The organism is Arthrobacter sp. Y3223151, from assembly GCF_059091125.1.
Genome location: NZ_JBNHGI010000002.1, coordinates 138,770 through 161,996, shown reverse-complemented (window position 1 = coordinate 161,996; position 23,227 = coordinate 138,770). Strand labels below are relative to the sequence as shown.

Annotated in this window: 23 protein-coding genes; 9 read left to right on the top strand and 14 right to left on the bottom strand. The window is 68.7% G+C overall.

The window, feature by feature from the left end:
* Positions 1–41: 41 nt before the first annotated feature.
* The gene (locus tag AC5RUP_RS04515) at positions 42–1,613 is read right to left on the bottom strand and encodes an FAD-dependent monooxygenase (RefSeq protein ID WP_494154508.1); all 1,572 of its coding nucleotides are present in this window, start codon (positions 1,611–1,613) and stop codon (positions 42–44) included.
* A gap of 173 nt (positions 1,614–1,786) precedes the next feature.
* On the opposite strand from AC5RUP_RS04515, the gene AC5RUP_RS04510 reads away from it, so the two are divergent.
* The 4 genes from AC5RUP_RS04510 to AC5RUP_RS04495 all read left to right on the top strand — a co-directional run bounded on the left by AC5RUP_RS04510 (position 1,787) and on the right by AC5RUP_RS04495 (position 6,344).
* Positions 1,787–3,298, top strand: coding sequence for a SulP family inorganic anion transporter (locus tag AC5RUP_RS04510; protein ID WP_494154509.1), 1,512 nt, complete (start codon positions 1,787–1,789; stop codon positions 3,296–3,298).
* Positions 3,299–3,455: 157 nt separating this feature from the next.
* Positions 3,456–3,833, top strand: coding sequence for a TraR/DksA family transcriptional regulator (locus tag AC5RUP_RS04505; protein WP_494092954.1), 378 nt, complete (start codon positions 3,456–3,458; stop codon positions 3,831–3,833).
* A 76-nt stretch (positions 3,834–3,909) separates the two neighbouring features.
* Positions 3,910–5,112 (top strand): galactose-1-phosphate uridylyltransferase, encoded by a 1,203-nt coding sequence (galT, locus tag AC5RUP_RS04500; RefSeq protein WP_494158369.1) that lies wholly within the window; start codon positions 3,910–3,912, stop codon positions 5,110–5,112.
* Positions 5,109–6,344: a galactokinase gene (locus tag AC5RUP_RS04495; protein WP_494158308.1), complete on the top strand. Its 1,236-nt coding sequence runs from the start codon at positions 5,109–5,111 to the stop codon at positions 6,342–6,344. The genes galT and AC5RUP_RS04495 overlap by 4 nt, the downstream gene beginning before the upstream one ends.
* A gap of 8 nt (positions 6,345–6,352) precedes the next feature.
* On the opposite strand, the gene AC5RUP_RS04490 is transcribed toward AC5RUP_RS04495, so the two are convergent.
* Positions 6,353–7,054, bottom strand: coding sequence for a prepilin peptidase (locus AC5RUP_RS04490; protein WP_494154643.1), 702 nt, complete (start codon positions 7,052–7,054; stop codon positions 6,353–6,355).
* A gap of 146 nt (positions 7,055–7,200) precedes the next feature.
* Between AC5RUP_RS04490 and AC5RUP_RS04485 the strand changes: the two genes are divergently transcribed.
* Positions 7,201–7,971, top strand: a complete 771-nt coding sequence (locus AC5RUP_RS04485) for a response regulator transcription factor (protein WP_494069546.1) — start codon at positions 7,201–7,203, stop codon at positions 7,969–7,971.
* Here the strand turns inward: AC5RUP_RS04485 and AC5RUP_RS04480 are convergent.
* From AC5RUP_RS04480 to AC5RUP_RS04435, 10 genes are all read right to left on the bottom strand, one after another.
* On the bottom strand, positions 7,922–8,353 hold the full coding sequence (locus AC5RUP_RS04480; protein WP_494069545.1) for an Hpt domain-containing protein: 432 nt from the start codon (positions 8,351–8,353) through the stop codon (positions 7,922–7,924). The two genes, AC5RUP_RS04485 and AC5RUP_RS04480, sit on opposite strands and share 50 nt — an antisense overlap.
* A gap of 179 nt (positions 8,354–8,532) precedes the next feature.
* Positions 8,533–9,414, bottom strand: a complete 882-nt coding sequence (locus tag AC5RUP_RS04475) for a type II secretion system F family protein (RefSeq protein WP_494154642.1) — start codon at positions 9,412–9,414, stop codon at positions 8,533–8,535.
* Positions 9,415–9,444: 30 nt separating this feature from the next.
* Positions 9,445–10,380, bottom strand: coding sequence for a type II secretion system F family protein (locus AC5RUP_RS04470; RefSeq protein ID WP_494158307.1), 936 nt, complete (start codon positions 10,378–10,380; stop codon positions 9,445–9,447).
* On the bottom strand, positions 10,377–11,921 hold the full coding sequence (locus AC5RUP_RS04465; RefSeq protein WP_494158306.1) for a TadA family conjugal transfer-associated ATPase: 1,545 nt from the start codon (positions 11,919–11,921) through the stop codon (positions 10,377–10,379). The genes AC5RUP_RS04470 and AC5RUP_RS04465 overlap by 4 nt, the downstream gene beginning before the upstream one ends.
* Before the next feature lie 2 nt (positions 11,922–11,923).
* Complete coding sequence (locus AC5RUP_RS04460) at positions 11,924–13,117, bottom strand: CpaE/TadZ family protein (protein WP_494154050.1); 1,194 nt, start codon at positions 13,115–13,117, stop codon at positions 11,924–11,926.
* Positions 13,114–13,833, bottom strand: coding sequence for a Flp pilus assembly protein CpaB (cpaB, locus tag AC5RUP_RS04455; RefSeq protein ID WP_494154051.1), 720 nt, complete (start codon positions 13,831–13,833; stop codon positions 13,114–13,116). The genes AC5RUP_RS04460 and cpaB overlap by 4 nt, the downstream gene beginning before the upstream one ends.
* 11 nt (positions 13,834–13,844) lie before the next feature.
* Entirely contained in the window at positions 13,845–14,870 is a 1,026-nt protein-coding gene (locus AC5RUP_RS04450; protein WP_494133509.1) for a pilus assembly protein TadG-related protein, read from the bottom strand.
* On the bottom strand, positions 14,858–15,262 hold the full coding sequence (locus AC5RUP_RS04445; RefSeq protein WP_494154052.1) for a TadE/TadG family type IV pilus assembly protein: 405 nt from the start codon (positions 15,260–15,262) through the stop codon (positions 14,858–14,860). The genes AC5RUP_RS04450 and AC5RUP_RS04445 overlap by 13 nt, the downstream gene beginning before the upstream one ends.
* Before the next feature lie 90 nt (positions 15,263–15,352).
* Positions 15,353–15,577: a Flp family type IVb pilin gene (locus AC5RUP_RS04440; protein WP_494154053.1), complete on the bottom strand. Its 225-nt coding sequence runs from the start codon at positions 15,575–15,577 to the stop codon at positions 15,353–15,355.
* A gap of 434 nt (positions 15,578–16,011) precedes the next feature.
* Positions 16,012–16,710: a TetR/AcrR family transcriptional regulator gene (locus AC5RUP_RS04435; RefSeq protein ID WP_494154054.1), complete on the bottom strand. Its 699-nt coding sequence runs from the start codon at positions 16,708–16,710 to the stop codon at positions 16,012–16,014.
* A 211-nt stretch (positions 16,711–16,921) separates the two neighbouring features.
* On the opposite strand from AC5RUP_RS04435, the gene AC5RUP_RS04430 reads away from it, so the two are divergent.
* The 4 genes from AC5RUP_RS04430 to AC5RUP_RS04415 all read left to right on the top strand — a co-directional run bounded on the left by AC5RUP_RS04430 (position 16,922) and on the right by AC5RUP_RS04415 (position 21,893).
* Positions 16,922–18,319 carry a flavin monoamine oxidase family protein gene (locus AC5RUP_RS04430; protein ID WP_494154055.1) on the top strand — a complete coding sequence of 466 codons (1,398 nt, stop codon included), beginning with the start codon at positions 16,922–16,924 and terminating at the stop codon, positions 18,317–18,319.
* 2 nt (positions 18,320–18,321) lie between these two features.
* Positions 18,322–19,209, top strand: a complete 888-nt coding sequence (locus tag AC5RUP_RS04425) for a universal stress protein (protein ID WP_494154056.1) — start codon at positions 18,322–18,324, stop codon at positions 19,207–19,209.
* 36 nt (positions 19,210–19,245) lie between these two features.
* Positions 19,246–20,787, top strand: coding sequence for an APC family permease (locus AC5RUP_RS04420; RefSeq protein WP_494154057.1), 1,542 nt, complete (start codon positions 19,246–19,248; stop codon positions 20,785–20,787).
* 200 nt (positions 20,788–20,987) lie between these two features.
* Positions 20,988–21,893, top strand: a complete 906-nt coding sequence (locus AC5RUP_RS04415) for a macrolide 2'-phosphotransferase (RefSeq protein WP_494154058.1) — start codon at positions 20,988–20,990, stop codon at positions 21,891–21,893.
* Between the two features lie 98 nt (positions 21,894–21,991).
* Here AC5RUP_RS04415 and AC5RUP_RS04410 read toward each other — a convergent pair whose 3' ends face one another.
* Both AC5RUP_RS04410 and AC5RUP_RS04405 read right to left on the bottom strand, forming a co-directional pair.
* Entirely contained in the window at positions 21,992–22,669 is a 678-nt protein-coding gene (locus AC5RUP_RS04410; RefSeq protein WP_494158305.1) for a hypothetical protein, read from the bottom strand.
* Positions 22,650–23,171 carry a MarR family winged helix-turn-helix transcriptional regulator gene (locus AC5RUP_RS04405; RefSeq protein WP_494133501.1) on the bottom strand — a complete coding sequence of 174 codons (522 nt, stop codon included), beginning with the start codon at positions 23,169–23,171 and terminating at the stop codon, positions 22,650–22,652. The genes AC5RUP_RS04410 and AC5RUP_RS04405 overlap by 20 nt, the downstream gene beginning before the upstream one ends.
* Positions 23,172–23,227 lie beyond the last annotated feature (56 nt).

The window sequence follows — 23,227 nt, the reverse complement described above, 5'->3', positions numbered from 1 at the left end:
GAACGTGTCCGGCCCCGGATGGGCGCGGAGCAGGCGTTGGCTCACACCTTGGCGGAACGGCGTCCCCGCCGCAGTGCCTGGGTGAACGTGGCCACGGCATGGCTGGGCAGGGACTGCGCCGCCACGAACCCGTCGGGCCGCACCAGGTACAGCTGTTCCGGATCGAGCTTCTTGTTCCCGTTGCCCGGCAGCACGTGCATCGTCAGCCCCAGCGCTGCCTCCACATGATTGACGACGACGGCGCCCGGGTCGCCGTACGAGTGCACCTGCCACTGAAGGCTGCGCAGGACGTCGAAGTTGCCGCCGGTATACGGCAGCCGCCGTCCCACGACACGGCCCCGCCGGCCGCGCGCCGCTTCCTTGGCACCCGGGGCCATCCAGTAATGGATCCGGGTCTGCGATATATAGCCAAACAACCGGGAGGCACCGGATGACCGCGGCACCACCCGCGCCACCACGGGGATGAGGAACGGCAGCACCGACCTCCGGGCGGCCAGTGCCCAGGGCGCCGTCGACGTGATGAACGCGAACACCCGGTCCGTGCTTTGCAGCAGCCGCACCGCGACCGGCCGCCGTTCGGCCTCGTAACGGTCCAGATAGGAGTCCGCGGCCCGGCCGGCGAGGACATCGGCGAACTTGAAGGCCAGGTTGTGGGCGTCCTGCAGGCCGGTGTTCATGCCCTGGGCGCCCACGGGGGAATGGACATGTGCCGCGTCCCCGGCGAGGAAGACCGGGCCGTCGCGGAACCGGGCCGCGATCCGGTGATGCACGCGGTAGGTGGAGAACCAGTTCGAGGCGCCGTAGCTGACGCCGAACTCCTGGGCCAAGCGCTTCCGGAGGGGCTCCTCGGAGACGTCCGCTCCGCCGTCGTTGGCCCGCCCCTGCGCGCCGCCCTCCGGGTCGCGGACCACGCCGATCAGCCGAAGGTGGCCGGGACCGCTCATGGGAAACGCCAGCAGGAACTGCTCCACGCCCGCGCGGATATTGACCACGTCGCCGAACAGGCCGCGGACCTCGGTGGCGTCATTGACAAAGAAGGTGTGCGGACTGGTGGAGCCTTCGAAGCCGATGCCCCGGCTGGTCCGCACGGTGGACGACGCACCGTCGGTGCCCACGCAGTAGCGGGCGCGGACAGACGCCTCGCCCCCTGGGCCCGTCAGCTGCGCCCCGACGGGGTGGTCCGGGTGGCTGCCGTCCGCGATGTCCAGGGCGCCCAGTCGGCTCTCCCACAGCACCTCGCCGCCGAGTGCGTGCAGGTTCTTGAGCAGCAACTCCTCGTTCTTGCTTTGTTCGTAGAACATGATGCCCGGGAACGGGGTGATCCCGCGGCCCATCCGGCCCAGCGGGACCCTGCCGCGCGGCTTCGTGCCGAAGCCGATGACCACCGCTTCGGCGAGGACACCTTCGGCCATGACGGTGTCGGCGACGCCCAGTTGGTCGTAGATTTCCAGGCTGCGCGACTGCACCCCGAGGGCCCGGGATTCCCTCGTGGGGCCCGACTTGCCGTCCGCGATGATGTGGTCGACGCCCAGCTTGGCCAGCCAGTTGGCGAGCATCAGGCCGGTGGGACCTGCGCCGACAATCAGCACATCGGTGTGGAGTTCGGCTGCCATGGCGGTACCTCCTCCTCCGAGGTTACCGCTGGCGCAGTCCCGGCGGCAGGGGGCATCGGCAGGGATCGGCGCGGACAGCGGTGATCGGCAGCGCCCGCGGAAGCGACGGTCGGGCGGGCCAGGGGCGCCGGTAGAATTGGCCGGTATCCCCGCACGATGATCGGAGCCCCATAGTGTCCATCGCGACCGCCCGTCCTGAGCTGACTCCCGAGGAGCGCCAGTCCGTGCTGCGCACCCTCAAGTCGCCGCGGCTGCTGAAGACGGAAGTGCTCGGCGGGCTCGTGGTCGCACTGGCCCTGATCCCCGAGGCCATCGCGTTCTCCATCATCGCCGGGGTGGACCCGCGCGTCGGGCTGTTCGCCTCCTTCACCATGGCGGTCTCGATCGCGTTCCTAGGCGGCCGCCCGGCGATGATCTCGGCTGCCACCGGCGCGGTGGCGCTGGTGATCGCCCCGCTGGTGGAAAGCCACGGCCTCGACTACCTGGTGGCGGCCGTCATCCTGGCCGGCGTATTCCAGGTGCTGCTGGCGGTGCTTGGCGTCGCCAAGCTGATGCGGTTCATTCCGCGACAGGTGATGGTGGGGTTCGTCAACGCGCTGGCCATCCTGATCTTCATGGCGCAGGTGCCTGAACTGCTGGGCGTTCCGTGGCTGGTGTACCCGCTGACCGCGCTGGCGCTGGCGATTGTTTTCGGTCTTCCGAAGCTGACCAACGCGGTGCCCGCGCCCTTGGTGGCCATCGTGGTGCTGACGCTGATCACGGTGTTCGCCTCCGTCGCCGTGCCGACCGTTGGCGACAAGGGCGAGCTGCCGGACAGCCTGCCCGCGCTGTTCTTCCCGGCAGTACCGCTGACCCTGGAAACCCTGAAGGTCATCTTCCCGTTTGCCCTGGCGATGGCCTTCGTGGGGCTGCTCGAATCGCTGATGACGGCCAAGCTGGTCGACGACGTCACGGACACCCGCTCCAACAAAACCCGCGAGTCCTGGGGCCAGGGCGCGGCGAACATCATCACCGGATTCTTCGGCGGCATGGGCGGCTGCGCGATGATCGGCCAGACCATGATCAACGTCAAGGCCTCCGGAGCCCGCACCCGCCTCTCCACCTTCCTCGCCGGCCTGTTCCTGCTCATCCTCGTGGTGGTCCTCGGCGACATCGTGGCGCTGATCCCGATGGCGGCCCTGGTGGCCGTGATGGTCTTCGTGTCCTGGGCGACGTTCGACTGGCACAGCATCAAACCCTCGACCCTGAAGATGATGCCGAAGAGCGAGACCGCCGTCATGCTCGTCACCGTCATCGCCACCGTCGCCACGAACAACTTGGCGATCGGCGTCGGGCTCGGCGTGCTGACCGCCATGGTGCTGTTCGCCAACCGGGTATCGCATCTGGTGACCGTGGAGCGGACGGTGCTGGAACTGAACGGCGAGGAGACGGCCACCTACGTGGTCGACGGCGAGCTCTTCTTCGCGTCCTCAAACGACCTCTACACCCAGTTCCAGTACGCACTGGACCCGCACAAGGTCGTCATCGACATGCACGCCTCGCACCTGTGGGACGCCTCGACCGTGGCGGCACTGGACGCGATCACCGAGAAGTACCGCGCCCACGGCAAGGACGTGCGGATCATCGGGCTGAACTCGGCCAGTGTGGCGATGCGGGAGCGGATGGCGGGCAAGCTCAACGGCTGACCGGCGGACCGGCTGACGGGCTGACCGGCTGTCCGCTGCAGCCGCGGCGGCCGGGGCCTCCCGTGCCGGGCGTCCACCCCATGTACCGCGGCAACGGCGTATTCTAGGGGCACCCCGGTCCGGACCTGCCGGACCGTCCAGCCGACGGGAGGCACAGATGAGCGAGAGCTTGACCCACCAGGATGTGGAGCACTTCGCCGCGCTGCTGGACGCCCGCGAGGCGTCGGACCGCGCCCAGGTGGAGCGCCTCACGGTCGACATTGCCGAAGTCACCGCCGCCACCCGGGACGTCCCGGCCGACGACGAACACGACCCCGAGGGCTCGACGGCCACGCTGGAACGCGCGCGCGAAGTGGCGCTGCTGGCCAGCACGGAAAAGGCGCTGACGGACATCGCCGCGGCCCGGGCCCGGCTCGCGGCCGGCACCTATGGCACGTGCGCCTCGTGCGGCAACCCCATCCCGCGCGAGCGCCTGGAGATCCGGCCGGAAGCACAATATTGCGTGACCTGTGCGGCGAAGCGGCGCCGTGCCTGAGCGAATCACCGTGGATCGTGCCACGCACGGGGCGGGCACCGCCGTCGTTGTTCCGGAAGCAGAACCGGTCACCGCGGTGACTGCTACCCGGTTGGCGGACGGCCGCCAGTTGCTGTTTTTCGACGACGGCGCGCGGCCGGTTCCGCGGGAATCGCAGGACACCCGGGACCTGCCGGAGCGGCCGCCGGTGGGGGAGTTGCGCTACGACGTGCTGACGGGGGAGTGGGTGGCGCTGGCCGCGCACCGGCAGACCCGCACCTACCTGCCGCCGGCGGACGCGTGCCCGCTGTGCCCGAGCACGCCGGACTACGCCTCCGAAATCCCGGCGGCGAACTATGACGTGGCCGTGTTCGAGAACCGGTTTCCGTCGCTCGGGCCGGACCTGCTGGCGACGCCCGAGGACCCGGAGTGGGGCCGCGCCTACACCGCCAGCGGGCGCTGCGAGGTGGTCTCCTTCACCTCTGCGCATACCGGTTCATTCGCCGGGCTGGACGCCCGCCGCGTGCGCACCGTGATCGACGCGTGGGCGCACCGGACCGCGGCGCTCAGCGCGATGGACGGGATTGCGCAGGTCTTCTGCTTCGAAAACCGCGGCGCGCAGATCGGCGTGACGCTGCACCATCCGCACGGCCAGATCTACGCCTACTCCTACCTCCCGCCCCGCGGGGCAGTCATGGCCGCGGCCGCGCGGCAACACTTCGACGCCACCGGCGGGCGGCAGACGCTGACCGGGGCGGTGCTCGGCCGCGAGCGCTCCGACGGCTCCCGGATGGTGCTCGAAGGCGAACACTTCAGCGCCTACGTGCCGTTCGCCGCGCGCTGGCCGCTGGAGGTGCACCTGGTGCCGCACCGGCAGGTCGCGGACCTCGCCGGGCTTACGGGTGCGGAGCGGGACGAACTGGCGGTGCTGTACCCGCAGCTGCTGGGCCGGTTCGACGCGCTCTACGACAGCCCCACCCCGTACATCGCCGCCTGGCACCAGGCGCCGGTCGCCCGCGCGCTGCGGGAAGCGGGCTACCTGCACCTGCAGCTGACCTCGCCGCGCCGGGCCGCCGACAAGCTGAAGTACCTGGCGGGCTCCGAGGCAGCGATGGGCGCCTTCATCAACGACACCCTCCCGGAGCAGGTGGCCGCCGCGCTGCGGGACGCGGATCCGCGCCGCATCCCGGGTGCAGGCGGCGACGGGCCGGGCGGGACACGCGCGGCGGGCGAAGGGGCCGGGGCCGCAGGGGCAGCCGGCGGGGAGGTCGGCGGGGGCGCCGGCGGTGAGGCCCCGTGACCGCCGAAGCTTTGGCCGCACGCACCGCCGACGCCTTCGCCGCACGGTTCGGGCGCGACCCGGACGGGGTCTGGGCGGGACCGGGACGGGCCAACCTGATCGGCGAACACACCGATTACAACGGCGGCTTCGTGCTGCCGTTCGCCATCGACAAGATCACGACGGCGGCGCTCGCCGTGCGCGGCGACCGCACCGTTCGGGTGGCCTCGGCCCTGCCGCGCGCCGAGGCGGTGGAAGTCGGGCTGGATGATCTCGGCCCGGGCGCGGTTTCCGGCTGGTCGGCGTACCCGCTGGGAGTGGCCTGGGCGCTGGAGCAGGCGGGAGTACGCCTGCCCGGCTTCGACCTGCTGGTGGACTCGGACGTTCCGGTCGGCGCCGGATTGTCCTCGTCTGCCGCGCTGGAATGCGCGGTGGCCCTTGGCCTGGCCGAACTGGTGGGAGAGCGGCGGGCCGATCCCGCGCTGGATCCGACGGGGTCGGACGCGAAGGGGACGGACCGGGCGGTGTTGGATCGGGTCCGCCTTAACCGGGCACATCTGGCTGCCGCCGGGCGCCGCGCGGAGAACGAGGTGGTCGGTGCGCCCACCGGCATCATGGACCAGTACGCCTCCCTGTTCGGGGCGGCGGGGTCCGCGGTGTTTCTGGACTGCCGGAGCGAAGAGGTCCAACTGGTGCCGCTGGACCTCGAGGCTGCGGGCCTGGCGTGCCTGGTCATGGATACCAAGGTTTCGCACGCTCATGCCACCGGTGACTATGCCAGCCGGCGCGACTCCTGCAACCGGGCCGCGGAAGCCCTGGGTGTGCCGCTGCTGCGCGACGTGCCGCTCGACCGGTTGCCGGAAGCTCAACGGCTGCTCGATGAGGAGACCTTCCGCCGCGCCCGGCATATCGTTACCGAGAACGTGCGCGTGGTGGAAACCGTGAAAGCGCTGCGCTCCGAGGGACCGGCGGCCGTCGGCCGGTTGCTGGACGCCAGCCACGTTTCCATGCGCGATGACTTCGAAATTTCCTGTCCGGAGCTGGACCTGGCCGTGGAGATTGCACAGGCGAACGGCGCCCTGGGCGCCCGCATGACCGGCGGGGGATTCGGCGGTTCAGCCATCGCCCTGGTCCCGGCAAACGAGGTGGATGCGGTGCGGGATGCGGTCTTGCGGGCGTTCGCTTCGCGCGGCTTCCGGCGCCCGGAATTGTTCACCGTCATCTCCGCGGACGGTGCGCGGCGGCTGTTGTAAGCCCGGGACTATCCGGGCAGCGGGCCGGCCAGCGCGACCACGAGCGCGGCGGTGATCATGGACGGGCCAAACGGGATGTCCGAATCCCGCCGCAGCACGCGGGCCAGCATGAGCAGGACGATGGCCGCGGCGTTCAGCAGGAACGCCCCCAGCAGCACGGCCACCCAGGCCGCTGCGCCGTCGTAGCCGGCATACAGGCCCACGACGGCAGCAAGCTTCACGTCTCCCATGCCGATGCCGCCGGGCTTGATCAAGGCCGCCAGCAGGTAGGCGGCAAACATCGCCAGCGAGCCGAGCAGCCCGGCCAGGACCGGCTGCCACGCGGAGCCCGTCAAGGCAGGCAGGAGCAGCAGAGCCACTGCCGTCCCCAGGAACGGAAGGACCACGCGATTCGGCAGCAACTTGTGCCGCAGGTCAATCGCGGCCAGCAGCACGCCCAGGACGGCGAGAAGGCCGAAGGCGGGAAGCTCTGCCGCTTCCCGGGCCGGAGCAAGGAGGCCGCAGAGGATGCCCGTGACAGCCGCCATCGGCCAGCGCCACGCGACAGGAAGTGTTGTCCGGTTCTCCCGGCGGGCGAGCGCGAAGACGCACCAGCCGGCCAGGGCCCCGAGCGCGGCAAGCACGAGCGGCAACAGCATGGTCACCGGGCCCGCCCACAGGCCACAGCCCTTGTTCCTTGAGGTCCCTCGGGTCTGTGAATCGTTGGTCACCCTTTCATCACATTGCTGCCCGACATAGGCTCACAGTAGTACGAATCGATTAACCTCTAGGAGTATCAGAGATCCGGGCTTCTGCAGAGGCCCGGATGGCCTTCGGGCATGAGCCCGACGCGGACCGTGCAGGGAGGAGATGCATAATGAGTGACCCGGGTGCGGCCGTAGTGATCGAAGACGACGTGGACATCCGCAATCTTGTGAGCGCCGTCCTCCTGCAATCAGGCTTCGACGTGCAGGCGGCCGCGAGCGGGCGGGAAGGGATCCATGCCGTGCGGCAACGGATCACCACCGTTGTCACCCTGGACATCTCGCTGCCGGACATCGACGGCTTCGAAGTGCTCCGGCGGATCCGCCAGTTCAGCAACTGTTACATCGTGATGCTCACCAGCAGGAACGAAGAACTCGACACGCTCACGGCGTTGCAGCTTGGCGCGGACGACTATATGACCAAACCGTTCCGTCCCCGCGAGCTGCGGGCCAGGATCCATGCGATGATGCGCCGGCCCCGCACCCCCCATCCGCTGGAAGCCACACCGGCCAACGCACCGCCGCTGCCGGCGGCCCCGCCCGCCGACAGCAGAATCCTCGAGCACAATGGGCTCATCCTTGATTCCGATCGACGTATGGCGTCGCGCGAGGGCGAGGAATTGCGGCTGACCAGGAGCGAGTTCAACGTGCTCCAGGAGATGCTGCGCAGCTCGGGGGCGGTCCGCTCGAAGGCCGAACTGGTCAAGGTAGTGCGCGGGGACTATTACCCCGAGGATGCCTATATCAGCGAAGCCGATGAGCGGGCGATCGAAGTCCACGTGGGCAATCTGAGGCGCAAGCTGAAGGAAGATCCGCACCGCCCGCGCTGGCTCGTTACGGTGCGGGGAATCGGTTATCGGTTGGCTCCGCAGCGCCCGTTGTAGCGGGTGCTCCTCCCTCGGCCCTCATTCCCTGCATTTCCCTGATCGTGGCCGCACCGCACTGCTGGATTAGACCAAGCATGGCGGTTGCCTCGGTGAAATCCGCCGCACGAATATGATCCTCCACCTTGCCGGCCAGCCAAGCCAGTCGGCTGGCACCCACCATCATCGAGGCGGTCTTCAGGCTGAGGGCTGCGTCCAGGGAATCGGTCCGGTCCTGGCTGTCCAACGCGGTTTCCAGGCAGCTGAACCGTTCCGGCCATGCTTCGGAAAAGTCCTGGACCAAGCCACGGGCGATGCCGTGGTCGGCCAAACCGTCGCCAAGGTCTTCCACTACCGCGCGGTCAACCAGCGGCAGGGCGAGGTGCTGGTCGGTGGTCATCATGACAGGCCCCGCGCGGGGCGGGTCCCGGCCGGGGCCAGCCCGGTCGGTGCACAGTGGGTGGATGGGGTGGGCATGGTTCGAGACTACTTTCAGATGTCGGGCCGGTCTGCCGGTTTTCCGGTTTCTTTGGCTAATGTTGCGGGATTGCTGAGGTTGCCGACGTGCCTGCCGGTCCTCGGTCAGCCGCCCAGGGTGGCGATGATGTTCAGTGCCGCAGGGCCGAGCAGCGCGATAAAAAGCACCGGAAGAATGCAGAACATCAGCGGGAAGACTACCTTGACCGGGATCTGCATGGCCTTTTCCTCGGCGCGCTGGCGCCGCTTGACGCGCATTTCGGCCGCCTGCGTGCGGAGCACGCCGGAGACGGAAACTCCGTAGGCGTCCGCCTGGATGACGGCGCGAACGAACTGCTGCAGGTCCTTCGAGGTGGTCCTGCCGGCCAGCGAGTCGTAGGCCTCGCGGCGCGAGCGGCCCACCTGCATGTCCTGCAGGACGCGGATCAGTTCGGCGGCCAGCGGGCCGGAACCGTTCGCTCCTACCCGGGCTACCGCTGCGTCAAAGCCCAGGCCGGCCTCCACGGCGATGGTCATTTGGTCCAGCGTGTCCGGCAGCTCCTCGCTGATGGTTGCCTGGCGTTTCTGGCCCGCGCTGTGCAGCAGAAGGTCAGGGAGGCAGTAGGCGACGACGGCGATGACGATCGCCAGCAGGACGCTGGGCCCCGCGGATGCGGCGGCCACGTACAGGAGCCCGACCACAATGTTTGCCACGGCAAGTACGATCTTGGCAACCATGAGCCGCTTCAGCGGCCAGGCCTCGGGACGTCCGGCCAGCGCCAGCTGGCGTTCCAAGCGCTGGGCAAAGGTTGCCGGCGTGAACCGGGTGGCCAGCGCCTCGAACCGGCGCCTGCGGGCGCGTTTGACCGCGCGCGGCCCGGCCAGGCCACGGGACAAATTGGCCCGGATGGCCTCGTGCTGGGGATGCTTCCCGCCCAACAGGGACCAGGCAAACAGCGGGAGCGACAGCACCAGGGCTGCGGCAGCCACCATGATAGTCAGCGGCATCGGCGGACTCCTTTACTTACGGTGCTGAACTTAGAACTTGAAGCTGACGACTTTGCGCATCCACATCCCGCCCGCGACGAGCAAGGCTCCGGCCACGAACAGCAGGGAGAAACCGAGCGGGCTCTGGGTGAAACTGTCCAGGTAGCCGGGGCTGGACACAAACAGGAACCCGCTGAGGCCAAAGGGCAGGACCATCAGGACCAGGGCGGAGATCCGCCCTTCGGCGCTGAGTGCCTTGACCTGGCCCCGGATCTGGGAGCGCTCCCTGATCGTCTGGCCCACCTGGTCCAGGACCTCGGCCAGGTTGCCACCTACCTCGCGGTGGATGTCGATGGCCTGCGCGACCCAATGGAAGTCTTCGCTGCCCATCCTGCCGGCGGTATCGTGCAGCGATTCGCCGAGGTCTCGGCCCAGCCGCGTTTCGTTGACCACCCGCCGCAGCTCTTCGGACGTCGGCGCCGCCGATTCGGCCGAGACCGCGTCAACGGCGCGCAGCAGGCTGTGGCCGGCACGCAGGCCGCTGGCCAGCAACTGGAGCGTGTCATCGAGCTGGTCGGCGAAGGCCGCCCGGCGCCGGCCGGCGCGGAAGACCAGGACCCCTTTGGCGACGGCCGGGGCCGCAACAGCCAGGAGCAGGCCGGCGGCGGGTCCCGCGAGCATAAGTCCGAGGGCCGCGCCGACCGTGGCGCCGGACAAAACCAGGACCACCAGTTCGGCGGGGGTGAGCCTCAGCCCGGCGGCTTCGAGGGCGCCGGCCATCGCCGGGGCTTCCCGGCGGCGGGCCAGGAGCCGTTCGATGGCAGCGGTGGAGCGGGCGGCCATGTCACTGAGCCGGGAGCCCTGTTCCGGGGCGCCGCGGCGGGACGGAGAAAGCCGCAGGGACCGCGTACCGAAGGCGGCTGACACCAGCAGCGCCAGCGAGCCGTAGCAAAACAGCATCCCTACAACGAGGACCGCCGGGGTCATCGCGTCGCCGCCTGGGGGCGCAACGGGCCGGTTGCCGGCTCGAAGATGTCGGCCGGCAGGTCGATGCCCAGTTCCCGGAACCGGTCGGTAAACCGGGGACGAACCCCGGTCGGAACGGGTTTGCCCAGGAACCTGCCGCTGGCATCCACACCGGCGCTGTAGTCGAAGACGAAGGCGTCCTGCAGCGTCACGATGTCGCCTTCCATGCCCTGTACCTCGGTCACATGCGTGACCCGGCGGGTACCGTCGCGCAGGCGGGTCAACTGAACGATGACGTCCACCGCGGAGGCGATCTGTTCCCGGATCGCGCGCAGGGGCAGATCCATCCCGGCCATCAGCACCAGGGTCTCCAGGCGCGCGATGGCGTCCCGGGGGGAGTTCGAATGCACCGTGGACAGCGATCCGTCGTGCCCGGTGTTCATGGCCTGGAGCATGTCCAGTGTTTCTCCGCCGCGGACCTCGCCCACCACGATCCGGTCCGGGCGCATGCGCAGCGAGTTGCGGACGAGGTCGCGGATGGTGATCGCGCCCTTGCCCTCGATGTTGCTCGGGCGGCTTTCCAGCCGGACCACGTGGTCCTGCTGCAGCTGCAGTTCCACGGCGTCTTCGATGGTGACGATGCGTTCGCCGGCCGGAATGAAGGAGGAGAGCACGTTGAGCAGCGTGGTCTTTCCAGTGCCGGTGCCGCCGGAGACGATGATGTTCAGCCGTGACCGGACGCAGGCGTCCAACAACGCGGCCATCTCCGGGGAAAGCGTGCCGAAACCAATGAGGTCCTGGACCTGGAACGGGTCCGCGGCGAACTTCCGGATCGTCAGGGAGGACCCGTTGACTGCCAGCGGCGGAATGACCGCATTCACGCGCGAGCCGTCGGCCAGGCGGGCGTCGACGAGCGGCGACGATTCGTCGATCCGTCGGCCGACGCGGGAGACGATGCGTTCAATGACGCGGCGCAGCTGGTCCTCGGACAGGAACCGGGCCGAACTGCGCGAGAGCTTGCCCTTGTGCTCCACGTAAATCATGTCGGGTCCGTTCACCATGATTTCGGAGACGTCCGGATCCTCCAGCAGCGGCTGCAGCGGACCGTAGCCGAGCACGTCGTCGCTGACTTCACGGATCAGGCGCTGGCGCTCCTGATGGCTGAGCGAATTCTCTTCTTCCTCGACCACCTTGGCAAGCTCCTGCTGCACCACGAGATGCAGCTTGTCCTCATCCAGGGAAGCATCCAGCAGCCGTGATCCCATGCGTTCGAAAAGGACCGCGCTCGCACGTTCCTTCATCCTGGACAGGGCATCCTGCGCCGGGGGAAGGGCGGCCGGGGGAGCCGTGCGGCCGGCAACGGCCGGCTGCGCCGCGCCCACGGTGGACGAAGCCGTCGCCGCAGTCGCCGCAGTCGCCGCCGGAGCGGCGGCAGCGGACGCGGAAGCAGCCGGCGCCGGCGCGGGGGTGGCCGTTGCAGCAGGCTCGGCCGCATGGCCACGGGCGGGGGGAGCTGTCGGGGCGGTGCCGTGCACTGCCTGAAGCCGTTGGGCAAGGTTCATGGCTATCCTCTTCGGTGACGGCCGCGGCGCTTGAGCAGGCCGGCCGGGGCGGGGGCAAAGCGGTCCACCACCTTGTGCAAAGCGCGGGCCGCAGGATCGCGCGGGGCGCTTTCGAGCACCGGCACGCCCTGGTTGGTGGAAATCCGGACCGCGCGGGTGTCCGGGATGACGTCGTCGACTTTGCAGCCGAGGGTGGTCTCCGCGTCGCGGCGGGTGAGCCCGTCGCGCGGATCCGCCCCGTTCAACACGATGTGGCGGGTGAGCGGTTCCATGCCCAGCTCGCGCAGGATTTCGAGCTCCTTCCGGAGTCCGCGGATGCTGGGAACGTCCATGCCGCCCACGAAGATAAAGTCCGTGGCGCGATCCAGCGCGGCCAGCGTGTGCTCCGACAGCCCCGGGGACGTATCGATGATGACGTGCGCGTACTGCGCGGCCAACTGGTCCAGCAGCAGCGATACCTGCTCGCCGGAGACCTGATCGGCATCGGCCGGCGACGGCGGTGCGCACAGCGCATACAGCCCGCTGGGGTGCCGGGCCAGGAAAGACTTGAGCACAATGCTGTCTTTCTGCGCGTTCGGCTGCACGGCGTCGACCAGGGAATGCTCCGGCTCCAGGCAGAGCGCGCTGGCCACGTCGCCGAACTGCAGGTCCAGGTCGACGATGACGGTCTGCTGCTCCGAGGCGGCAGCCAGCCCGACGGCGAGGTTGGTCGCCACCGTGGTCTTCCCGGCGCCGCCCTTGGGCGAGACGACGGCGACAACGCGACCGTTCGCGGCCTGGCCATCGGACGAGGGAACGCTGTGCCGCCGGTGGTTGGCGCTGCGTACCGCGCGGTGCAGCAGTGCGGCGATATCGCGGACTTCGGCGTCGGGAGCCACGACGTCGCGGATGCCGGCGCGCATGGCGGCCAGCACGACGTCGGGGCTCGGCCCCGCGACCAGCAGCAGCGAAACCTCGGGTCGCTGGGATTCGAACTCGGCCGCCAGCGCCAGCGCCTGCCCGGTGGCCAGCCCGGGGCCAAGCACCACGGCATCAAGGAGCTGCGGGTTGGACAGCACGGCGAAGACATCGTTGGGTTCGGTGGGGAGGCCCGCGCCGTTCCACAGCTGGGTATGGCCGGCCAGCGAGCCTACCGCGGCGGCAGCGAAGCGTTGTTCGAAGTCGGCGTCGGTGCCGACCAGTACGTAGCGGCTCATTTGTAGACCTCGTCCGCGTCCACCAGGCGCGTTCCCTTTTCGCTGGCGTCGGCCGGTTCCTTCGAGAGCCAGGTGCGGGCAAACTCCTGGGCATACACGATCTTTTCGGCGTCCGGTGCCTTGACCGCCAGGGTGACCAGCACGTTGTTGGCGGGGACGGTGGCATCGCCGGACTCGGCGGCGACCGCCACGCCCTGCACCCGGGTGACCAGGACTTTATGCAGGGTCAGGTGCGTGACGCCCTTGGTGCCGCCGGGGCCGTCTTCCATCGAGACGAAGACGCCCACGGTGTCTCCGGCCTTCAACTGACCGCCGACCACGCGTGCCGGATCCAGGGAGATGGAAAGTTCTTGCATGCCCTCGGGGACGGCTACGGTTCCCGGTTCCTGCAGGTCCGCGGGCGGGGCAAAGCGGGCCGCCAGCAGCTGTTCGCCGGCGACGAGGTCGACGGTGGCGACCTGTCCGGCCAGCTTCTCCACGTCCGTTACTACCCCGGCCGCGGCGACCTTGGCCGGAACCAGCTCGGCCGCAACGTAGGCGCCGAGCTCTTCGCCGGGGGTGCCGGCCGGCACGTTATTGGCCACCACCAGGACCTCCACCGTTTCCGTGCCGGCCAGGGCGCGCTGATCGGCGCTGCCGATGTAGGCGAGGACCATCATGGTTCCGACGACGGCCATCAGCAGCGCCGCCAGGGCGCCTATGATTCTCTTTTTCACCGACGGTGCTCCTAATGGACAAGCGTGACGAGGGAGGCGCCGAAGGTGTTGTTGGCGCCGCCGAAGATGAAGTCTTGTTCGCCGGCGTCGAGCGTCACGAACGTTTCGAACTCGCCGATGAGTGCCCGGCAGCTGCCGGTGCACTGCACGGAGGCCGGGCTGAGGTTGTTGTGGGACGTGCTGCTGAAGTTCCAGCCGGTGACCTTGAAGGCAGCGAATCCGATGATGTGGTACCAGCCATTCGTCCCCTGGCCGCCGACCTTGTCATACAGCGGCAGCAGGACGGTGGTGCCGGCAATCTGCTGCAGCATGTTGGTCTGCTTGCAGGCGGACGGCACATCGTTTCCCGTATCGCTGGCCACCTCAGGATCGACGGGGAAGCCCGGAAGGCCGGTTGCGCCGATGTTGATCTTGGCCTGGCAGGGGCGGGCCGGATCCTGCTTCAGCCAGCCGAAGCCGCCCGGGATCGTGTAGGCCGCCCCGGTGCTGCCCGGCACCGTTGAGCTGGAACATCCGGCGTTTGTCAGCCCGTTCGGGTTGAATTCCACCCGCTGCAGGCCGCCGTCGAGCATGCCCAGGAACTGGCAGTAGGAAATGGCGATGGGGAGGACGGATGTGCCGGCGACGGGGGCTCCCCAGCGGGCCCGGGATGCGGTGGTGATGGAGGCGGAGTCGCCCAGGCCGAGGATCGGCGCGAAGTGTTGGGCCAGGAAGTGGCCGTCGGAAGACCGCGTGGTGGTGGTGACCGTGGCGGTGGCGGCGGCGGGGTCCAGTTGGACGCTGGCGTTAGCCAGGCCGTCGTTCGCGTTTTGGTTGGCGAGCGAGGTGGCGAGGGCCGTGAAGTCCGCATCGCAGTGGCCTGCCGCGCAGTTCTGGGCGACGGCCAGCGCGCCGGCGTCGGCGCCGTTCTTCAACTGGGCGCGCTCGAAGTACAGCGCCCCGATGTCCAGGACGACGGCGGCCATGCCGAGCAGCACCACCATGAAAAGGGCGGTGGTGACGGCGGTGGCGCCGCGTTCGTCGCTCAGACGCTGCACTGCATGACTCCTTTGCCCGTCAAGGTGATGCTGGCCCCGAAGAGGCCGGAGAGAAAATTCATGGGGTAGGCCACGGTGACGGTGGCGACCGATCCCGGAGCACAGACACCGGTGGCACTGGGGGAAACGGCGACGGTTACTTGCTCCGGTGCAATCCGCGGGTTTAGCGCAGGGGCCGAGGCGATCACTGCCGCCCGGGATTCCGCCGCGCTGGACGGCGTGCTGTTGATGGTCATCACGCGCGCCCCGTCCCGTGCCGCAGCGGTGAGCTGCATCTGGGCGTTGTAGACGCGTCCGAACTCGACAATCCCCAACAGCAGCAACAACAGAACCGGCAAGACCAGGGCGAACTCGACGGCGGCCGCTCCGCGTTCCGATGTCATGCGCTTCATGTGTTGCTCTTTCACGGTTCGGTGGCTGGGGCGGGGGCAAACAGTGCCGCCGTCCCAGCCACCTGGGAGGTGGATACGTTCGATCCGGGATTAGCTTTTGGGGGTCTTGCTGCCATCGAGGTTCAGCTGGCCGCCGAGGTTCTTGAAGAAGTCACTCAGCTGCGGGCCGAAGATGAGGAGGCCGGTGATGAGGACGACGGCGATGAGGCCAACCATGAGGGCGTATTCGACGGCGGTGGCGCCGGTCTCCTCGCGCTGGAGGCGGTTCTTCACGGAGAAACCGAGGGTCTGAAGGGTGGCGATGATGGAAAGCATGGGAACTCCTGTGCGATTGAATCGCTGGCATTCTGGCCAGCGGCCGGCTGGCACCTCGCCAGCTCTTCAAGAAAATTAGCAAGCCGAAAGCCCCCAAACGGCTGGCTTTTGCCAATCCTGCGACACCTGTCGGGGAATGCTTCCCCCGGTGGGTAAACGATGCACTTTCGCTGCGCTTTAATGGTTTTTCCTGCGGAAAAGGCGGGCCCCAAAAGACGCCCTTTCACCCCCACTCGGAAGACCCGCTTCTGCCCGCCGCCGTCACCCCCCCACTCGGAAGACCCACTTCCGCCCCGTCGTCCCCCCACTGCTACCGCCAGGCCAACTCTCCCCGAACACCACTATTCGGATGACGCCCTTTTCGGGCCTGAAAAGGGCGTCATCTGACTTCTCGATGGAGGGGCAGGGGGTGTAGCGGGGGATTCAACCAGGCGTCAGGCGGAGCGGGCGGCCTCGAGTTGCATCGCCAGGCCGGCAATCAGCGCCTCCAGGCCCAGCCGGAAGGCAGCGTCGGCGGCCGACCCGGCGGGGCCGGCATCCTGCGACCGCACGGCTGAGGTGAAGGCCGGGTTCGCCGCCGCGAGCTCGCCCGATTCGAAGATGTCCGCCGGTGCGGTCACGTCGAAGGCTGACCCGAAAATAAAAGATTCCAGGGCCACGATCGCCGGCACCACCTGCGGCTCCGGCCAGCCGGCCCTCAGGAAGCCGGCGGTGACGGCCTCGTACATGGCCAGCGTGTGCGGGGCGCCGGTGACGGGCAGCACCGCGATCACGGGAATCAGCGGGGCGTGATGGGTGAAGGCGTCGCGGTAGGACCAGGCCCAGCGGCGCACCGCGTCCGCCCACTCCAGGTCCGAAAACACGCTCACGTCCACGCCGGCCATCACGTGGTCCTGAAGGAGCAGCAGCACGTCGTGTTTCGACGCCACGTGGTTGTAGAGCGCGGAGGGGGCCACGCCGAGGGTTCGCGCCAGGGCCGACATGGTGAGCCCCTCGTAGCCGCGCGATTCGATCAGGCCGAGCGCCGCCGTCGTCATCAGTTCCTTGGACAGCAGTTTCTGCACGGGGCGGCCGGCGGGTCGGTTCCCGTTCCGGACGGGGGCGTCCTCGCCGGCTGGGCGTGCTGTTACCACGGGCTCCCTCTTCCCTCGGCCGTGCGGGCCGCGGCGGTGCGGCCTTTAGGGCCATCCTACGCAACGCTTTCCGAACGTCAGTGGAGGCACCGGTTTCCAAAAGGCTGTGGCACGGGTTACAGTGTTGTCGCTAAATGAATGTCGTTCATTTAGCGGCGGGGCCAGGCAGCCAAGCGGCCGGACGCCACGGCACGAATGGGAGTTGAACACAGTGAGCAAGTTGAAGCGGGACGTAGTAGTCATCGGCGCCGGGCCTTCCGGGCTGACCGCGGCGCGGGACCTGAAGCGGGCGGGCATGTCCGTGGCCGTGTTGGAGGCGCGTGACCGCGTGGGCGGCCGCACCTGGACCGACGTGGTGGATGGGGCCATGCTCGAGATCGGCGGTCAGTGGGTTTCGCCGGACCAGACGGCCCTGCTGGAGCTGCTTGACGAGCTGGGGCTGGAGACTTACAGCCGCTACCGCGACGGCGAGAGCATCTACCTGGACCCCACCGGCGAAGCCAAGCGCTACACCGGCGCCATGTTTCCGGTCAGCGCCTCCACGGAGTCCGAGATGAACCGCCTGATCGGGCTGCTGGACGACCTGGCCGGCGAGGTCGGCGCCGAGGAACCGTGGGCGCACCCGAAGGCCCGCGAGCTGGACACCATCTCCTTCGACCAGTGGCTGCGCCAGCAGTCCGCGGACGAGGAGGCCTGCAACAACATCGGGCTGTTCGTGGCCGGGGGCATGCTGACCAAGCCCGCACACTCGTTCTCGGTGCTGCAGGCGGTGCTGATGGCCGCATCCGCCGGTTCCTTCAGCAACCTGGTCGACGACGAGTTCATCCTGGACAAGCGCGTGGTGGGCGGCATGCAGGAGGTCTCCGTGCGCCTGGCCGCAGAGCTGGGCGACGACGTCGTGCTCAACGCTCCCGTCCGCGCGCTGCGCTGGGACGACGACGGCGTGACCGCCACCGCCGACGGTGTCACCGTAGAGGCCCGCTACGCCGTGATGGCCGTGCCGCCGAACCTGTATTCCCGCGTCTCCTACGACCCGCCGCTGCCGCGCCGGCAGCATCAGATGCACCAGCACCAGTCCCTGGGCTTGGTGATCAAGGTCCACGCCGTCTACGAAACGCCGTTCTGGCGGGCGGACGGCCTCTCGGGAACGTGCTTCGGCGCCAACTCGGTGGTCCAGGAGGTGTACGACAACACCAACCACGGCGACCCGCGCGGAACCCTGGTCGGCTTCGTGAGCGACGAGAAGGCCGACGCGATGTTCGAACTCAGCGCGGGGGAGCGCAAGGCCGCGATCCTCTCCGCTATCGCCGACTACCTGGGCCCGGCCGCGCTGGATCCGGTGGTGTACTACGAGTCGGACTGGGGATCCGAGGAATGGACCCGCGGCGCCTACGCCTCCAGTTACGACCTGGGCGGCCTGTCCCGCTACGGCAAGGACCAGTCGACCCCGGTGGGACCGATCCATTGGTCCTGTTCCGACCTGGCCGGCGCTGGCTACCAGCACGTGGACGGCGCAGTGCGGATGGGCCGCGCAACCGCCGCCCGCATCCTGGCGGCGCACACGGCCGACGCCGGTGAACTCGTCCCCGCTGCCGGCCGGGAGGGCTAGGCATGCGACGCTACGTTGTGGCCTATACCGCCACGGACAGCGGGCGCGAAGCAATTAACCTCGCGACGGCGCTGGCCCGCCGGCAGGGCGGCAGCCTCGACCTGGTCATGGTGCTGCCCGAATCCTCGCCCTACTCGGGCGCCTATCCGCGGCCGGAATCGGGCTTCGGCGGGATCCTCTCCGAGCAGATCGAGCAGTGGCTGGCCGAGGGACTGGACCTGGTGCCCGACGACGTTCCGGCCCGCGCCCATGTTTGCCCCGCCGACTCCAACGCCGAGGGCCTGATTGCCGCCGCCGAGGAATTCGGCGCGGCGCTGATCGTGATCGGTGCCGGGCGCAACAGTGTTTTCCGCCGCTTCAGCGTCGGCACCGTCGCCAGCGGCCTGCTCCACGCGTCCACGGTCCCCGTGGCGTTAGCGCCGCGCGGCTACCGACGCACCGACTCCGTTTCGCGGATCACGGTGGGCATCGGCAACCGGGCCGGCGCGGACGAGGTCATGCAGGTCGCCTTGAACGCCGGCCATCAACGGGGCCTGGACCTGCGGCTGCTCTCCCTGGTGCCGCTGGATTCCTCCGACGCGGATGCGGTGTCCCGCGCCCAAGCCCACGTGAAGGAGCGGCTGGCAGAGGCAGAAGCGGTGCTGCCCGGCCGGGTGACCGCCGGCGTCGCCGAAGGCCGTTCGATCGAAGACGCCATCGACGCGCTGGAGTGGGACGACGGCGAAGTGATGCTGATCGGCTCCAGCCGGCTGGCGCCGCACAACCGGATGTTCCTCGGGGCGACGGCCAGCAAGGTGCTGCGCGCTGCCGGTGCCCATGATCGTGGTCCCGCGCGGCTACCTGGGCGCCCCACAACGTACCGAAGATCCCGGCGAGCCCACGGGGCCTGAACATTCCGACGGCGCCGGCCGCAAGGAGGCATGACCATGACCACTACCATCACCAAGCCCGGGCGCACCGGGGGCGGCCTGAGCCGGAAGGGCCTGAAATCCGGTTCGGTCGGCCTGCTCGGCGCCGTCGTCATCGGCGTCTCCTGCATTGCCCCGGCGTACACGCTGACCGGGGCGCTCGGCCCCACCATCGCCGAGGTCGGCGTGCACCTGCCGGCGATTTTCCTGGTGGGCTTCATTCCGATGCTGCTGGTGGCCCTCGGCTACCGGGAACTGAACAACGCCATGCCGGATTCCGGCACGTCCTTCACCTGGGCCACCCGTGCCTTCGGTCCCTGGGTGGGCTGGATGGGCGGCTGGGGCCTGATCGCCGCAACGGTGATCGTGCTCTCCAACCTGGCGGCGGTGGCGGTCGACTTCTTCTACCTGATGCTCGCCCAGCTCACCGGCAACGCAGCGCTCGCCGACCTGACCAACAACCTGCCGCTGAACATCGCCACCACCTGGATCTTCATCGGACTGGCCTGCTGGATCTCGTACCGGGGCATGGAAACCACCAAGACCTTCCAGTATGTGCTGGTGGCGTTCCAGGTGGTGGTGCTCGTGTGGTTCGCCGTGGCCGCCTTCGGCCACGTGGCGGGAGGCACGGCGTTCGACGCGCTGGAGATCTCCGCGGACTGGTTCAACCCGTTCGGCGTCGAATCCTTCTCGGCCTTCGCCGCCGGCATCTCGCTGTCCATCTTCATCTTCTGGGGCTGGGACGTCACCCTCACCATGAACGAGGAGACGAAGGACCCGGAAAAGACGCCGGGCCGTGCCGCCGCGGTCACCATCATGGTCATCGTCGTGATCTACATGACCGTGGCACTGGCCGTGCTGGCCTACGCCGGCGTTGGCTCCGAAGGCCTGGGCGCCGGCAACCCGGCAAACCAGGAGAGCATCTTCGCCACGCTAGCCGGCCCGGTGATGGGACCGTTCGCCATCCTAATGTCCCTGGCCGTGCTGAGCAGTTCGGCCGCGTCGCTGCAGTCCACCTTCGTCTCGCCCGCCCGGACCATGCTCGCCATGGGCCACTATCGGGCGCTGCCGGCCGGTTACGCCACGATCAGCCCGAGGTACAAGTCTCCCAGCTACGCCACCGTCGCGGCCGCGGTGGCGGCCGGCGGCTTCTACACGGTCACCCGGATCATGTCCGAAAACGCGCTGTGGGACACCATCACCGCGCTGGGCATGATGATCTGCTTCTACTACGGCGTCACCGCCCTGGCCTGCGTCTGGTACTTCCGGGCCGATGCCTTCGCCTCGCTGCGCGGCTTCGGGCTCAAGTTCCTGGCGCCCCTGCTGGGAGGCGTCATCCTGCTGGTGATGTTCGTGCAGACGGCCGTGGACTCGATGGATCCTGCCTACGGTTCCGGTTCTTCGATCGGCGGCCTGGGCCTGGTATTCGTGCTCGGCTGCGGCGTGATCCTGCTCGGGGCGGTGCTGATGGTGCTCATGTACCGGCGCAACCCGGAGTTCTTCCGCGGCGCCACCCTGCGCAAGGGAGTGGCAGCCGACGACGTGGCGGACCGCGGCTGACCGATCAGGACGGCCATCCTCCGGGAACCGTCGACGGCGGTGCCTCCCCCTTAACGGGGCGGGGCACCGCCGTCGTGCTTGCCGCTGTGCCGGCGGCGGTGAGGCGGGAGCAGTAAGGGCCGGGCAGGCGCCGTGGCGGGCTGGCATGGCCTCCGCACGGGCTTGTGGCTACAGTGGCACACAGCCGACCGGAGGTGCCCATGAGCGCAGCGCACGACTACACACCGGACTCCGTCGCCGACCTTGCCTCGCAAAACGGGCTGGCCATCGATCCACGGTCGGTACGTTTCAACGAAGCCGGGCTGGACTATCTGGTGGCCTACGCCACCGCCCATGACGGCAAGAGGTGGGTGCTCAGGATCCCGCGGCGGCCGGACGTCGCATCGAAGATGGCCGACGAGGCCAGTATCCTGAACCTGGTCAAGAACAGGATTTCCGCGGCGGTGCCGGACTGGCGGATTCGAAACCGCGGCTTGGTCGCCTACCCGGAACTGCCGGGCGAGCCGGGCCTCACGCTCGAAGACGGAGAGCCTGTCTGGCACTTCGACCGCGAGTCGCCGGCCTATTGCGCGTCGTTGGGACGGCTGATCGCCCAGCTGCAGCGCATCAGCGCGGACGAGGCGCGCCAGGCCGGCATCCCGGCTTTGACGGCCGCCGAGGTCCGTCACGAGATGCGGACCAACCTGGACAAAGTGAGATCTGAGTTCCGGGTGGCGGCGGACCTGCTGCGACGGTGGGACGCCTGGCTGGGCGACGACAGCTATTGGCCGGAGTTCACCGCTTTCAGCCACGGCGAGCTGTACCCGGCCCACCTGCTGCTGGACGAGAACGCCGAGATCCAGTCGGTGCTGGACTGGACGACCGCCAGGGTGGGGGATCCGGCCCTGGACTTCAGCCTGCACTACATGATGTCCACACCCGAGGCCTTCGAATTGACCGTGCGGACTTTCCGGGACGAGGGCGGCCGGGTGCCGCAGCGGCTGGCCGAGCACTGTGCCGAACTGGTGTCGGCCGGTCCGATCAACTACGGGTTGTATGCCATGGCCACCGGCGACCCGGACCACCAGGCGGCAGCTGCCGCCCAGCTGGACCCGTCCCGGGGCTGACCGACAACAGCAGGGCTTCGCCCGGGCAGCGGGTGCCGTAGGGCAAGAATAATGGCCGGCGCCCGTTCGCTGACGCCGACCATTGGATTGTGGGGCCGCTACTTCCGGCGGCCTTTGCCCTTCTTGAGCGGGTTGCCCTTGGCCAGCGGCGGGGCGGTGCAGACCGATCCCGTCGCTGGGTCCGCCGCCCGCTTTTCGGCGGCGGCAGGCTTTTCCCCGCCCGGTGCCGCCGCAGCCAGGGCGTCGGGCGTGGCTTCGGCTTGCGCCACCGGGGCCGCGAGTGCGTACACCGGCCGCTCCCCGCGGTCGGTGCGGGCGGCCTCAAGCTGCAGCCGGGGAGCCGCGGACGGCAGCGCAGCGAAGCCGCCGCCGGCCGCCGGCGCAGTGGCGCTCCGTGCCAGGCTGCCGGACGCGGCCGGAACCGGCCCGATGTCGTCGGCATGCTCGAACAGAACCTCGGTGAACCTGTCGGCGTAGCCCAACCGCTTGACGATCAGCCAGACGGAGGCGCCGACGATGACCATCGTGGCGACGACCGCGATGCCGGTGCCGTAGATCCGCAGCAACGCGTTGACGGGGGAGAGGGCGTGGACGGGGGCGGTGTCCAGCAGCCAGACGATGGACCAGAACACGGCCGTGCCGGCCAGGGTCAGCAGCGGGAACAGCAAACCGGCGGTCCGTACTTTCTGGGTCAGCAGCTGCCGGGTAGCGGTCAACCGTGTAGAAAGCGTGTGCACATCGTGTTTGCCACCTTGCTCAAGAGCCTTCGATGACATCGCCGGTCGTGTTCCTTTCTGAGTCGCTTCGGGTGGACGCTTCGCCGCGCAGCAGTTGCTCGGCGAAGCGGGTAAAGAGTTGGGCAAAAGCTTCGCGGTCTTCGTCGGACCAATCCGCCAGGATCTCATCCACGACGGCCGCGCCGGCCTTGCCGATGTTCCGGTGCATCCGCCGTCCGGCCGTGGACGCCGTCACTAGGGTGGCCCGGCCGTCGTCCGGATCGGACTGCTTGTCCACCAGCCCTTTGTCCTCCAAGCGGCGGACCTGCGGGGTCATGGTGGATTTGTCCACGCCCTGCTGCGAGGCCAGTTCCGAGACCCGGACGGGGCCGTTGTCGTCGATGTACTCGAGCAAGGCCACGTCGGTGGGCGTCAGGCCCACCTCGCGCGGGTCGAACAGCTGTTTACGCGTCTCCGCATGGGATGCCCAGCGCACCACTTGAGCCACGGCGTCACGGATCATGACGCCCGGATCGGGCTGTTTGCGGGAGCTGGGGGGCATGCCTTAAGTTTAGCCGTTTCCGTTTGGTTTTGCCAATCAAACCAAACGGCCGCTTT

What these genes read in the sequence shown, in the direction of transcription:
- AC5RUP_RS04515 (WP_494154508.1), bottom strand. Translation starts at nt 1,613, where the DNA reads ATGGCAGCCGAACTCCACACCGATGTGCTGATTGTCGGCGCAGGTCCC.
- AC5RUP_RS04505 (WP_494092954.1), top strand. Translation starts at nt 3,456, where the DNA reads ATGAGCGAGAGCTTGACCCACCAGGATGTGGAGCACTTCGCCGCGCTG.
- AC5RUP_RS04485 (WP_494069546.1), top strand. Translation starts at nt 7,201, where the DNA reads ATGAGTGACCCGGGTGCGGCCGTAGTGATCGAAGACGACGTGGACATC.
- AC5RUP_RS04480 (WP_494069545.1), bottom strand. Translation starts at nt 8,353, where the DNA reads ATGATGACCACCGACCAGCACCTCGCCCTGCCGCTGGTTGACCGCGCG.
- AC5RUP_RS04475 (WP_494154642.1), bottom strand. Translation starts at nt 9,414, where the DNA reads ATGCCGCTGACTATCATGGTGGCTGCCGCAGCCCTGGTGCTGTCGCTC.
- AC5RUP_RS04470 (WP_494158307.1), bottom strand. Translation starts at nt 10,380, where the DNA reads ATGACCCCGGCGGTCCTCGTTGTAGGGATGCTGTTTTGCTACGGCTCG.
- AC5RUP_RS04465 (WP_494158306.1), bottom strand. Translation starts at nt 11,921, where the DNA reads ATGAACCTTGCCCAACGGCTTCAGGCAGTGCACGGCACCGCCCCGACA.
- AC5RUP_RS04460 (WP_494154050.1), bottom strand. Translation starts at nt 13,117, where the DNA reads ATGAGCCGCTACGTACTGGTCGGCACCGACGCCGACTTCGAACAACGC.
- AC5RUP_RS04445 (WP_494154052.1), bottom strand. Translation starts at nt 15,262, where the DNA reads ATGAAGCGCATGACATCGGAACGCGGAGCGGCCGCCGTCGAGTTCGCC.
- AC5RUP_RS04440 (WP_494154053.1), bottom strand. Translation starts at nt 15,577, where the DNA reads ATGCTTTCCATCATCGCCACCCTTCAGACCCTCGGTTTCTCCGTGAAG.
- AC5RUP_RS04425 (WP_494154056.1), top strand. Translation starts at nt 18,322, where the DNA reads ATGCGACGCTACGTTGTGGCCTATACCGCCACGGACAGCGGGCGCGAA.
- AC5RUP_RS04420 (WP_494154057.1), top strand. Translation starts at nt 19,246, where the DNA reads ATGACCACTACCATCACCAAGCCCGGGCGCACCGGGGGCGGCCTGAGC.
- AC5RUP_RS04415 (WP_494154058.1), top strand. Translation starts at nt 20,988, where the DNA reads ATGAGCGCAGCGCACGACTACACACCGGACTCCGTCGCCGACCTTGCC.
- AC5RUP_RS04410 (WP_494158305.1), bottom strand. Translation starts at nt 22,669, where the DNA reads ATGTCATCGAAGGCTCTTGAGCAAGGTGGCAAACACGATGTGCACACG.
- AC5RUP_RS04405 (WP_494133501.1), bottom strand. Translation starts at nt 23,171, where the DNA reads ATGCCCCCCAGCTCCCGCAAACAGCCCGATCCGGGCGTCATGATCCGT.